Origin of the sequence: Mesorhizobium sp. M1027 (assembly GCF_040318745.1) — a bacterium.
Taxonomy (GTDB): Bacteria; Pseudomonadota; Alphaproteobacteria; order Rhizobiales; family Rhizobiaceae; genus Mesorhizobium.
Window position 1 is genome coordinate 254,765 of sequence record NZ_JAMYMW010000004.1, and the last position, 12,825, is coordinate 267,589.

11 protein-coding genes are annotated in these 12,825 nt (G+C 62.3%); 9 read left to right on the forward strand and 2 right to left on the reverse strand.

Translation table 11 applies throughout. The annotated features are described in order from the left end of the window. Positions 1 to 38: 38 nt before the first annotated feature. The 9 genes from NKH50_RS10340 (at position 39) to NKH50_RS10380 (ending at position 10,642) form a co-directional block, all read left to right on the forward strand. Positions 39 to 689, forward strand: coding sequence for an RNA-binding protein (locus tag NKH50_RS10340; protein ID WP_352740334.1), 651 nt, complete (start codon positions 39 to 41; stop codon positions 687 to 689). After that, a complete protein-coding gene (gene infB, locus NKH50_RS10345; RefSeq protein ID WP_352740335.1) occupies positions 686 to 3,253 on the forward strand; it encodes a translation initiation factor IF-2 in 2,568 nt (855 codons plus the stop codon). The genes NKH50_RS10340 and infB overlap by 4 nt, the downstream gene beginning before the upstream one ends. Positions 3,254 to 3,262: 9 nt before the next feature. Then, a complete protein-coding gene (locus NKH50_RS10350) occupies positions 3,263 to 3,817 on the forward strand; it encodes a hypothetical protein (RefSeq protein ID WP_352878420.1) in 555 nt (184 codons plus the stop codon). Between the two features lie 96 nt (positions 3,818 to 3,913). Beyond that, positions 3,914 to 4,339: a 30S ribosome-binding factor RbfA gene (gene rbfA / locus NKH50_RS10355; RefSeq protein ID WP_352878423.1), complete on the forward strand. Its 426-nt coding sequence runs from the start codon at positions 3,914 to 3,916 to the stop codon at positions 4,337 to 4,339. Next, entirely contained in the window at positions 4,339 to 5,292 is a 954-nt protein-coding gene (gene truB, locus NKH50_RS10360) for a tRNA pseudouridine(55) synthase TruB (protein ID WP_352740338.1), read from the forward strand. Before rbfA ends, truB begins: the two co-directional genes overlap by 1 nt. Before the next feature lie 146 nt (positions 5,293 to 5,438). Beyond that, a complete protein-coding gene (gene corA / locus NKH50_RS10365; RefSeq protein WP_352878426.1) occupies positions 5,439 to 6,533 on the forward strand; it encodes a magnesium/cobalt transporter CorA in 1,095 nt (364 codons plus the stop codon). Positions 6,534 to 6,673: 140 nt separating this feature from the next. Continuing rightward, on the forward strand, positions 6,674 to 6,985 hold the full coding sequence (gene rpsO, locus NKH50_RS10370; RefSeq protein WP_280940423.1) for a 30S ribosomal protein S15: 312 nt from the start codon (positions 6,674 to 6,676) through the stop codon (positions 6,983 to 6,985). A 407-nt stretch (positions 6,986 to 7,392) separates the two neighbouring features. Then, positions 7,393 to 9,540: a polyribonucleotide nucleotidyltransferase gene (pnp, locus tag NKH50_RS10375; RefSeq protein WP_352878429.1), complete on the forward strand. Its 2,148-nt coding sequence runs from the start codon at positions 7,393 to 7,395 to the stop codon at positions 9,538 to 9,540. An 88-nt stretch (positions 9,541 to 9,628) separates the two neighbouring features. Continuing rightward, entirely contained in the window at positions 9,629 to 10,642 is a 1,014-nt protein-coding gene (locus NKH50_RS10380; RefSeq protein ID WP_352506145.1) for a class I SAM-dependent methyltransferase, read from the forward strand. Between the two features lie 36 nt (positions 10,643 to 10,678). On the opposite strand, the gene fabI is transcribed toward NKH50_RS10380, so the two are convergent. Next, positions 10,679 to 11,491: an enoyl-ACP reductase FabI gene (fabI, locus tag NKH50_RS10385; protein ID WP_352506146.1), complete on the reverse strand. Its 813-nt coding sequence runs from the start codon at positions 11,489 to 11,491 to the stop codon at positions 10,679 to 10,681. 13 nt (positions 11,492 to 11,504) lie between these two features. Then, complete coding sequence (fabB, locus tag NKH50_RS10390) at positions 11,505 to 12,725, reverse strand: beta-ketoacyl-ACP synthase I (RefSeq protein ID WP_352506148.1); 1,221 nt, start codon at positions 12,723 to 12,725, stop codon at positions 11,505 to 11,507. Positions 12,726 to 12,825: the final 100 nt, after the last annotated feature.

Here is a 12,825-nt window from a genome sequence, read left to right on the forward strand (position 1 = left end):
GGTGAAACCGCATCGCACCGAACCCGCCCTTGGACGAGATGAACGATCGCACCTGCATCGTCACCCGCAGGCAAGCCGAACCGGATGAGCTGATCCGTTTCGTCGTCGGCCCGGATTCGGCCGTCGTTCCGGACATCAAGAGAAACCTGCCCGGCCGCGGTTGCTGGGTGACGGCCGACCGCCTACATATAGAAAAGGCGGCGGCCAAAAACCTGTTTGCCCGTGCTTTCAAGGCGCAGGTGAGCGTGCCAGCCGATCTTGGCGGTATGGTCGACGCGCTGCTTTCCAGGTCCGCTCTGGGCATGCTTGGCTTGGCCCGCAAGGCGGGCGCCATAGCGCTCGGAGCGACCAAGGTCGAGAGCGTCGTGCGCGGCGGACTTGCACTTTTCGTGCTCCACGCGACCGAGGCCTCCGACGATGGCGTCCGCAAGATAAGCCAGGCGCGACGGGCAACCGTCCACCTCGGCGGGCCTGCGATCCGCGCTTACAAACTTTTCTCCGAGGCCGAGTTGAGCTTGGCATTGGGGGGTACAAATGTGATACATGCTGCCGTTCTCGCGGGAGACGCGGGCAGGGCGGTCCAGAAGCGCATGGTTGCGCTCGACCGATATCGGGGCGGTTCCCCGGACGATCTGGCAATGCTTGCGGCCGTTGCTGACGAAGATGATGCCGCAGAGGATATGGAATGAGCGATACGAAATCGGGCGACGACAAGACGCTGAGTGTTACGCCGAAGAAGACCTTGACGCTGAAGCGCCCCGGTATGGAACAGGGCACGGTGCGCCAGAACTTCTCGCATGGCCGCACCAAGTCGGTGGTCGTCGAGACCAAGAAACGCAAGTTCTCGCTGCCTGGCGACAAGCCGGAGCCGGCGGCAGCGCCTGTGTCCGTTTTCACGCCGAAGCCGGTCGCGGCAGCGCCTGCCGTGCAGGAAGCTCCCAAGGCGCCGCCGCCTCCCCCGCCGATCGAACGCGGCGGCATGGTGCTGAACGAGTTGTCGCGCCAGGAAATGGAAGCACGCCGCCGGGCTCTCGAGGGCTCGAAGGTCCGCGACGTCGAGGATCGCCAGCGCGCCATCGAGGAGGCCAAGCGCCGCAGCGAGGACGAAGAGCGCCGCCGCCGCGAGCGCGAGGAATCGGCTCGGCGTCAGGCCGAGGAAGAGGCACGGCTGCAAGCCGAGGCCGAATCCCGCCGCCGTGCCGAGGAAGAGGCGCGCCGCCGTGCGCCGCTCGCCGCCGAACTGGCGACAGTCGATGACGAGGAAGAGGTCAAGCCGAAGCGGGCCGGTGCCGGTGCACCGGTGCGCCGTCTGGTCACGCCCGAAGTGGCACGTCCTGCCAAGCCGACCAAGGGCGAGGAAGACCGCCGCCGCGGCAAGCTGACGCTGAATTCGGCTCTTTCCGACGAGGATGCGCGCGCCCGCTCGCTCTCGTCGATGCGCCGCCGTCAGGAGAAATTCAAGCGCGCGTTGCATAACGAGCCACGCGAGAAAGTCATGCGTGAAGTGATCCTGCCCGAAACCATCACCATCCAGGAGCTGGCGCAGCGCATGTCCGAGCGCGCTGTCGACGTGGTCAAGTTCTTCATGAAGCAGGGCCAGATCCTGAAGCCTGGAGACGTCATCGACGCTGACACGGCCGAACTGGTCGCCACCGAATTTGGCCACACGGTCCGCCGCGTCGCCGAGTCCGACATCGAAGAGGGCTTGTTCAACATCGCCGATCGCCCCGAGGACCTGCAGCCGCGTCCGCCGGTGGTAACGATCATGGGCCATGTCGATCACGGCAAGACCTCGTTGCTCGATGCCATCCGCAATGCCAACGTCGTGTCCGGCGAAGCCGGCGGCATTACTCAGCATATCGGCGCTTATCAGGTCGAGAAGAACGGTCACAAGATCACGTTCATAGACACGCCCGGCCACGCCGCCTTCACGGCGATGCGTGCCCGCGGTGCCCAGGCGACCGATATCGCCATCCTCGTGGTGGCAGCCGACGACAGCGTCATGCCGCAGACGATCGAATCGATCAATCACGCCAAGGCGGCCGGCGTTCCGATCATTGTGGCGATCAACAAGATCGACAAGCATGACGCCGATCCGCAGAAGGTGCGCTCGGAACTGCTGCGCCACGAGGTGTTCGTCGAATCGATGGGCGGCGAGGTGCTGGATGTCGAGGTGTCGGCTACCAAGGGTATCAATCTCGACAAGTTGCTCGAAGCGATCCTGCTGCAGGCCGAAATCCTCGACCTGAAGGCCAATCCGGACCGCACCGCCGAAGGCGTGGTCATCGAAGCCCAGCTCGACAAGGGCCGCGGCCCAGTTGCTACCGTGCTGGTGCAGACCGGCACATTGATGCCGGGCGACATTCTCGTCGCCGGCAACGAATGGGGCCGGGTACGCGCGCTCGTCAACGATCGCGGCGAGCAGGTCAAGGAAGCGCCGCCGGCAATGCCGGTGGAAGTCCTCGGTCTGCAAGGTACGCCGCTGGCCGGCGACCGTTTCGCCGTTGTCAACAACGAGGCCCGCGCCCGCGAGATCACCGAATATCGCCAGCGTCTGGCGCGTGAGAAGGCGGTGGCCAGGCATGCCGGCCAGCGCGGCTCGCTTGAACAGATGATGTCGCAATTGCAGACAAGCGGATTGAAGGAATTCCCGCTGGTCATCAAGGGCGACGTGCAGGGCTCGATCGAGGCGATCAATGCGGCGCTCGACAATCTCGGCACCGACGAGGTGCGCGCCCGCATCGTCCATGCCGGGGCCGGCGGCATCACCGAAAGCGACGTGTCGCTGGCGGAAACGTCCGGGGCTGCGATCATCGGCTTCAACGTTCGCGCCAACGCGCAGGCCCGCGCAGCCGCGGCTGCGGCAGGCATCGAGATCCGCTACTATTCGATCATCTACAATCTGGTCGATGATGTGAAAGCGGCTCTTTCCGGCCTGCTCTCGCCGGAGCGTCGCGAGACCTTCATCGGCAATGCCGAGATCCTCGAAATCTTCGACATCACCAAGGTCGGCAAGATCGCCGGCTGCCGTGTCACCGAAGGCAAGGTCGAGCGTGGTGCGGGCGTGCGCCTGATCCGCGACAATGTCGTCATCCACGAAGGCACGCTGAAGACCCTGAAGCGCTTCAAGGACGAAGTTTCGGAAGTTCCGGCCGGCCAGGAATGCGGCATGGCCTTCCAGAACTACGAGGACATGCGCGCCGGCGACGTCATCGAGTGCTTCCGCGTCGAGATGGTGACCAGGACGCTGTAGTGTCGGCATATGGAGCAAGAACGAAGCCTTGAGTACCGCTTTGTTCTGTCTCCTGCCGATTTTTCAGGGGTCTACTCAAGGGCGCGGAGCGAAAGTCGTCTCGGCGCCCTGAGACGGTTGTTTTACTGCTTTCTCGTTGGCATTCCGCTTGTGCTTGCCACAAACTATCTCGACGGCTCCGGTGCTTTGGCCGGAGTCGCGGGAGTTGTGGGCATGATGACCATTGTCACGGGTATCATGATCAATCTCGGCCCCATTCTGGCGAGGCGAGTCGAGGTTGCTCATTTCGAGCCTGAACCCACCATGATCCGAGTGGATGTCGCCGGCATCTCAAAGCGTGCCGCAGATACAGAGATCCACATCGGATGGAAATCCGTAAGCCGAGTTACTCTGACCGAATTCGGCATCGGTTTTGTGACGCAAGAGGGTGGCTGGTTTATTCCGATGAGTGCATTTGGGTCCGAGAGCGATTTGAAAGCCGAATACGACAGGATCGTTTCGTTCATGGTCTCATTACAGGCCGGCCCGGAGACAGAGCATTCAGTGCCGCGCACCTTACATTAGCTGAGGTGCAGGTTCCTTGGGGTAGCCAAGCCGGATCAACGGCGCTAAGTCAACCGTTTGAGGCGGTTCGAACCCGCACTGAGAGAAGAGATTTTCATGCCAAGACCATCAACAGCTGGCCCATCCCAGCGCATGCTGCGCGTCGGCGAGCAGGTGCGCCATGCGCTCTCCGAGACTTTGCAGCACGGCGAAATTCTCGATCCGCTGATCGAGAATGCCGTGGTCTCGGTTTCCGAAGTGCGTATGTCGCCCGATCTGAAGATCGCCACCGCCTTCGTCTCACCGCTTGGCGCCAAGGATGCCGGCGTGGTGGTCGAAGCGCTCAACAAGCATGCGAAGTTCGTCCGCGGCCGTGTCTCCGGCGCGCTGCGGCAGATGAAGTACATGCCGGAATTCCGCTTCCGGCTCGACACCAGCTACGACAATTTCCAGAAGATCAACGAATTGCTGCACTCGCCCGAAGTGGCGCGCGATCTCAGCGCCGACGACAAAGACAAAGACGACCGGAAGGATAGCGAATAGTGGCGCGTCGCGGCAAGAAGAAGGGCCGGCCGATCTCGGGCTGGCTGGTACTGGACAAGCCGGTCGGCATGGGCTCGACCGAAGCCGTGTCCAAGATCAAATGGCTGTTCCAGGCGGAAAAGGCCGGCCACGCCGGCACGCTCGACCCGCTCGCGTCCGGCATGCTGCCGATCGCGCTCGGCGAAGCGACTAAGACCGTGCCTTACGTCCAGGACGGCGCCAAGGTCTACCGCTTCACGGTTGCCTGGGGCGAGGAGCGTTCGACCGACGACCTCGAAGGCCCGGCGACCAAAAGCTCGGACCGCCGTCCGGCGGAAGCCGACGTGCTGGCGCTGCTTTCGAAATATACCGGCGTCATCATGCAGACGCCGCCGCAATTTTCGGCGATCAAGATCGCCGGCGAGCGCGCTTATGACCTTGCCCGCGATGGCGAGACGGTCGACATTCCGGCACGCGAGGTCGAGATCGGCCGGCTCGACCTGGTCGAGCATATGGTCGATCGCACCGTCTTCGAGGTCGAATGCGGCAAGGGCACCTATGTCCGCTCGCTGGCGCGCGACATGGGCCGCGACCTCGGCTGCTTCGGCCACATTGCCGAGCTGCGGCGGGTCGAGGTCGAGCCGTTCACGCAGGAAGATTTCGTCACCCTGGCCGAGCTGGAAATCGCCCGCTTCGGCGAGCAGGGCGAGCCGCAAGCAGCGGACGCCCCGATCGACTTCGGTGCCATCGATGCACTCCTGGTCGACACCGCCGCGGCGCTCGAATGCCTGCCGCAGGTCGCGATCAGCGATGATGCGGCAACCAAAATCCGCCTCGGCAATCCGGTCATCATTCGCGGCCGTGACGCGCCGGTGGAAGCGGAGGAGGCCTGCGCCACCGCGCGCGGCAAGTTGGTCGCCATCGGCGCCATTGAGCAAGGCATGTTCAAGCCAAAGCGGGTCTTTATCGGGTAACAGCTGTGGCCCGGCGCATGATCTCCAAACCGGATTCTATTTTGGGAAACGATCATGCGTTAGATCAACGGGGCTACGGTGCCGTTTGCCGTCCGAAAGGATGCGCTGCGCTGTAGTGCCGTTCGACGCTGCACTCGAGGGGGCACATGGCAAAGGCTGACACGGTCAACAAACGAGCGGCGCTCAAAACACGGAGGCCGCCGGTCGGGGCTTCGCCGGGCACGCTGATCGCCGACCCGGCGGCGCGCCGCTCCGAGCTCAGGCTGACGTTGATCTCGCCTGAAAAGTTCAAGACGATCGAGAATGCCAGCATCGACGACGTCAACACCCATTGCCACAATTGGCCGGTCATCTGGCTCGACTGCACAGGCCTCGCCAATATCCAGCTGATCGAGGAGATCGGCCGGATTTTCAACCTGCATCCGCTGGCGCTGGAAGACGTCGTCAACACCGGTCAGCGGCCGAAGGTGGATTTCTTCGAGGACCACGCCTTTGTCGTCGTCAGGATGATCGACGACGTCACCGCGCACCGTTACGAACAGATCGCCGTCTTCTTCGGCAAGACCTTCGTCGTCACCTTCCAGGAGCGCGAAGGCGACCCATTCGACCCCGTGCGCAAGCGGATCGCAAGCTCGGTGCCCAACCGCTTGCGCTCGCGCGGCGCCGACTATCTCGCCTATGCTTTGATCGACGCCATCGTCGACAGCTATTTCCCGCCGATCGAGGCTGCTGGCGAATTGGTCGATAGCATCGAGGACCAGATGCTGCACCAGGCGCACAAGCACCAGATGCGGCAGCTTCACGAATTGCGGCGCGATGCCAATGTGCTGAAGGGAGTGCTTTGGCCGATGCGCGATGCGCTGGCGACCATGATCCGCAACGACGTGCCCTATGTGAAGGCCGAAACCAAGATATTCCTGAACGACACGCTCGATCATTCGCTGCGATTGATCGAACTGGTCGAAACCCAGCGCGACATGCTGACCGGCCTGATCGAGATGCACTTGTCGCTCAGCCAGGCGCGCACCAACGACGTCATCAGCTATCTGACGATCGTCTCGGTGATCTTCATGCCGCTTACCTTTCTCGTCGGCGTATGGGGCATGAATTTCGACCCCGACACCTCGCCCTGGAATATGTCGGAGCTGAAGGCCTATTACGGCTATCCCCTGTCGCTCGCCTTCATGGCGCTTGTTGCGGTCGGGCTCTTTGCGTACTTCAAATGGAAGAAATGGCTCTGACTAGGCGGAAGTGCCCGTTTATGCAGCGAAAAGCCGGCTTGTGAATTAGGCTGGCCTTTTTGTCGGAATTGCACTATATGCGCCGCAGCTTCGCGCTTTGACGCGTTGCTTGCACCGGCCCCTGCTGGACGACATCCCGGCTGAGGGCGTCCCGTTTCCTCAAACAGACAAGGAAAAACACGATGTCGATTACTGCCGAACGCAAGAAGGAATTGATGGGCGAATTCGCAACCGCCAAGGGCGATACCGGGTCTCCGGAAGTTCAGGTGGCCATCCTTTCCGAGCGCATCAAGAACCTGACCGATCATTTCAAGGACCACAAGAAGGATAACCATTCCCGCCGTGGTCTGCTCGCTCTCGTTTCCCAGCGCCGCAGCCTGCTTGATTATCTCAAGCGCAAGGACGACGCGCGCTATCAGACGCTGATCGAGAAGCTCGGTCTGCGCCGTTGACGAATTGACCGGCGGGTTCTTTCGAGAGCCCGCCGGTCGCGCATTGGAGCATCGGATCATCCAAGGCTCCAATGAAGAAAGCAGAGCGCCGCGCACCGGTTTGGCTGCGCAAAGGACGCTCTGAAGTTTTAGATTTGCGCAGGATACTTTCCGAAAACCTGGTTTTCGGGTTCACGCGCAAGGCCAGTCGGATCGATTGGCCAACCCGGTTTCGAAACAGCAGAGGGCCATTCGAAACCGCCCATGGACGGTCATGGGGCAGGATTGCAGGACGCTCGTGCGGCACCGCGCCGAATAGCCGAGCTTCCCGTTGTCTTGCCCGTGGCTGCCCGAGAAAGGAAGCCAAGGGAAAGGGCATCCGCGCACGCTGAAACGGCGCGGCCCTTTCCGCATACGAAGGACAAGACATGTTCAATTACCACAAAGTGGAAATCGAATGGGGCGGCCGCCCGCTCATTCTCGAAACCGGCAAGATCGCGCGTCAGGCTGATGGCGCGGTGCTGGCTACCTACGGCGAAACCAAGGTTCTCGCCACCGTCGTCTCGATGAAGGAGCCGAAATCCGGCCTCGATTTCTTCCCGCTGACGGTCAACTACCAGGAAAAGACTTACGCCGCCGGCAAGATCCCGGGTGGCTATTTCAAGCGGGAAGGCCGTCCGAGCGAGAAGGAAACGCTGGTTTCCCGCCTGATCGACCGCCCGATCCGCCCGCTCTTCGCCGAAGGCTACAAGAACGACACCCAGATCGTCGTCACTGTCGTCCAGCACGATCTCGAAAATGATCCGGACATCCTGTCGATCGTCGCCACCTCCGCCGCCCTGACCTTGTCCGGCGTGCCGTTCATGGGTCCGGTCGGCGCCGCCCGCGTCGGGTACATCAACGGCGAATATGTGCTCAACCCGCACGTCGACGAGATGCAAGAATCGAAGCTCGACCTGGTCGTCGCCGGCACCGCCGACGCCGTGCTGATGGTCGAGTCCGAAGCCAAGGAACTCGGCGAGGACCTTATGCTGGGCGCCGTCATGTTCGGCCACAGGGGATTCCAGCCGGTGATCGACGCGATCATCAAGCTGGCTGAAGTCGCGGCCAAGGACCCGCGCGACTTCACCGCCCCAGACTATTCCGCACTTGAAGCCGAGATGCTCAAGATCGTCGAAGGCGAGCTTCGCGACGCCTACAAGATCACCGACAAGCAGAAGCGCTATGCCGCCGTCGACGCCGTCAAGGCGAAGGTCAAGGCCGCGTTCGCGCCGGCAGAAGGCGAAGAGGCCAAGTACACGTCCGAACAGATCGGCACCGTGTTCAAGGAACTCCAGGCCAAGGTCGTGCGCTGGAACATCCTCGACACCGGCTCGCGCATCGACGGCCGCGACCTGAAGACGGTCCGCAAGATCGTCTCGGAAGTCGGCGTCCTGCCGCGCACGCACGGCTCGGCGCTGTTCACCCGTGGCGAGACCCAGGCGCTGGTCGTCGCCACGCTCGGCACCGGCGAGGACGAGCAGTATGTCGATTCGCTGACCGGCATGTACAAGGAGAAGTTCCTCCTGCACTACAACTTCCCTCCCTATTCGGTCGGTGAGACCGGCCGCATGGGTTCGCCGGGCCGCCGCGAAATCGGTCATGGCAAGCTCGCCTGGCGCGCCATCCGGCCGATGCTGCCGACCGCCGACCAGTTCCCCTATACGTTGCGCGTCGTTTCGGAGATCACCGAGTCCAACGGTTCGTCATCGATGGCTACCGTCTGCGGCACCTCGCTGGCGCTGATGGATGCCGGCGTGCCACTGGCCAAGCCGGTCGCCGGTATTGCAATGGGCCTGATCAAGGAAGGCGAGCGCTTCGCCGTGCTCTCCGACATTCTTGGCGACGAGGACCACCTCGGCGACATGGACTTCAAGGTTGCCGGCACCGCCTACGGCATCACCTCGCTGCAGATGGACATCAAGATCGAGGGCATCACCGAGGAGATCATGAAGATCGCGCTTGACCAGGCCAAGGAGGGCCGTCAGCACATTCTCGGCGAAATGGCCCACGCGCTGTCCGGCGCGCGTGCCGAACTCGGCGAGTTCGCACCGCGCATCGAGGTCATGCACATTCCGACCGACAAGATCCGCGATGTGATCGGCTCGGGCGGCAAGGTCATCCGCGAAATCGTCGAAAAGACCGGTGCCAAGATCAACATCGAGGATGACGGCACGGTCAAGATCGCTTCGGCCAACGCCAAGGAGATCGAGGCGGCGAAGAAGTGGATACACACCATCGTCGCTGAGCCGGAAGTCGGGGAGATCTACGAAGGCACGGTCGTCAAGACCGCCGACTTCGGCGCTTTCGTCAACTTCTTCGGCCCGCGTGACGGTCTCGTCCACATCTCGCAGCTCGCCAATGATCGTGTCGCCAAGACCTCCGATGTCGTCAAGGAAGGCGACAAGGTCTGGGTCAAGCTGATGGGCTTCGACGAGCGCGGCAAGGTCCGCCTGTCGATGAAGGTCGTCGACCAGGCCACCGGCAAGGAAATCGCTCGCGACAAAAAGAGCGAAGGCGAAGAAAACGCCGCCTAAGCTGATCTAACTATGCAATCGAAGCGGGCGCGCCGGAAGGTCGCGCCCGTTTGCATTCAACAACAGCCTTGCAGTTCAAGAGTGGTGAATGTCCGCCGAGCCGCTGAAGACGCTTTTCCATCCATTCGAGGCGGGGGCTGTGTCCCTGCCACGAAAGGATGAATGCATTCTCTTTCTCGGTGCCGAGCCCGGCTTTCGCTTACCCGAAGGCTTTGATGCCAAGCTTCATCTCGTCCAAGGCTTCAGGCCGCATTTTCGTGCCTTGCAGGCATCCGGCTTCACTGTCACGCCGCAGGTCGAAGGCGAGGCTTTCGACGCGGCATTTGTGCTCGCCGGCCGCCATCGCGGCCAAAACGAGTTGCGCGTCGCCGAAGCGGTCGAACGCGTGGCACCAGGGGGGTTGATCGTCGTCGCCGGCGGCAAGGACGATGGCGTCGCCAGCCTGCGCAAGCATGTCGGCGCCCTTGTGCCGCTCGAAGGCCACCTGCCGAAGCATCACGGCATTGCCTTCTGGTTTCGCCGGCCGGCCGATACCGTTGCCGCGGCAACGCTTCGAGCCGCCAATCCGGATTTGGTGGTCGAGGACCGCTTCCGCACGGCCCCAGGCATGTTTTCCTTCGACAAGATCGATGCGGGATCGAAGCTGCTGGTCGAAAATCTGCCCAACGATCTGCGTGGCAGTGTTGCGGATTTCTGTGCCGGTTGGGGCTATGTCGCTGCCGAGGTCGCCGCCCGCTCACCCGGCATATCGGCGCTTGACCTTTACGAAGCGGATTTCGAGGCGCTGGAGGCGGCCAAAACCAATGTCGGCAGCACAGGCGTGGAACCACGTTTCTTCTGGACAGATCTTTTGAGCGAACCGGTCGAGCGCCGCTACGATGTGGTCGTCATGAACCCGCCCTTTCACCGCAGCCGGGCGACTGAGCCGGAAATCGGTGCCGGTATGATCCGCGCGGCAGGCAAAGCGCTGAAGCCGGGCGGCCGGTTGTTCATGGTGGCAAACCGTCAGCTTCCCTACGAACCGGTGCTGGCGGCCGCCTTCTCCAGCCATGGGGAGCTCGCCCGCGACGGCATGTTCACGGTCTTCTCGGCGCGACGCTGAAACGCTGCGGGGCAAGCCGGCGACGTGTCGCTCGCGCTATTCCCGTCCGGCGTCGGTCTGCTTCAACTCGTCAAGCGTCGGCATGGACACGATGTGATAGCCGGAATCGACATAGTGGATTTCGCCGGTGACGCCGGACGACAGGTCGGACAGCAAATAGAGCGCGGAGCCGCCGACTTCGTCGATCGTCACCGTACGGCGTAGCGGCGAGTTGCGCTGCTGGTAGGAGAACATGTGGCGTGCGTCGGAAATCCCGGCGCCCGCAAGCGTCCGTACCGGTCCCGCCGATATGCCGTTCACCCTGATGCCTCGCGGGCCGTAGTCGTTGGCTAGATAGCGGACGCTGGCCTCCAGCCCGGCCTTGGCAACACCCATGACGTTGTAGTTCGGCATGACGCGAACCGAACCCGCATAAGTCAGCGTGATCATCGAGCCGCCGTCCTTCATCAACGTGGCGGCGTGGCGGGCAACCTCGGTGAAGGAATAGCAGGAGATCACCATGGTGCGGATGAAATTGTCGCGGCTGGTATCGGCGTAGAGGCCTTTCAGCTCGTTCTTGTCGGAAAAACCGATGGCGTGGACAATGAAGTCCAGCCCACCCCATGCCTTGCCCAAGGTCTCGAAAGTTGCGGCGACCGATGCGCTGTCCTCGACGTCGCAAGGCACCACCAGCGATGCGCCCAGCTTCTCGGCGAGCGGCTTGACCCGGCGTCCGAAGGCCTCGCCCTGATAGGTGAAGGCGAGTTCCGCGCCATGTTCGGACAGTTTGCGGGCGATACCCCAGGCAATGGAATGATCGTTGGCGACACCCATGACAAGCCCGCGCTTGCCCTTCATCAATCCGTCCATGGTCGGCAAATCCTTATGCGGAATAGCGCTGGAAAATCAGCGTAGCGTTGGTGCCACCGAAACCGAACGAATTGGACAAAACAGTGTCGATCCTTGCGTCGTCGATGCGCTTGCGCACGATCGGCATGCCTTCGAATTCCGGATCGAGGTTCTCGATATGGGCGCTCTCGCCGATGAAGCCGCCTTGCATCATCAGGATCGAGTAGATCGATTCCTGCACGCCGGCCGCACCTAGCGAATGGCCGGTCAGCGATTTCGTCGATGTGATGAAAGGCACTTCCTCTCCGAACACCTCGCGGATGGCGCCCATTTCCTTGGAGTCGCCGACCGGCGTCGAGGTGCCGTGCGTATTGATGTAGTCGACTGGTGAAGTGACGGTCGCCATTGCCTGTCGCATGCAGCGTGCCGCGCCTTCGCCCGATGGCGCCACCATGTCGTAGCCGTCCGAGGTGGCGCCATAGCCGACGATCTCGGCATAGATCTTGGCGCCGCGCGCTTTTGCGTGCTCGAGCTCTTCAAGAATCAGCACGCCGGCGCCGCCGGCAATGACGAATCCGTCGCGATCGACGTCGTAGGCGCGGGAGGCGACCGATGCCCTGTCGTTGAACTTGGACGACATGGCGCCCATGGCATCGAAGAGATCCGACATCGTCCAGTCGAGATCCTCATGGCCGCCGGCGAAGACGATGTCCTGCTTGCCCCACTGGATCAGCTCGTAGCCATTGCCGATGCAATGCGCAGACGTCGAGCAGGCCGATGAGATGGAATAGTTGACGCCGTGGATCTTGAACCAGGTGGCAAGCGTCGCCGACGCGGTCGACGACATCGCTTTTGGCACCGCGAACGGGCCGATCCGCTTGGGGCTGCCGTTTTTGATCGTGGTCTCGGCCGCCTCGACGATTGCACGGGTCGACGGTCCGCCGGAGCCCATCACGATGCCGGTGCGCTCGTTGGTGATGTCGGTCTCGTCGAGGCCGGCATCTGCGATCGCCTGGTCCATTGCGACGTGGTTCCAGGCAGCACCCTGCGACAGGAAGCGCATGGCGCGACGGTCGATCATGCCCGACGGATCCAGTGTCGGCGCACCCCACACCCGGCAACGGAAGCCATGCTCGGCGAAAGAGTCGGAGAAGCTGATGCCGGATCTGGCATCGTGCAGCGAGGTCTGCACCTCGTTGGCATTATTGCCTATCGACGACACGATGCCGAGACCTGTGACTACGACCCGTCTCATTCGCAACTCCTTCCAGCGCGGACCTCCGAAACCTGAAATCGATTTGCGGAACGGAACCATGCGCAAAATTAAAGTGCTACAGCGTCCTTTGGACGTCCAA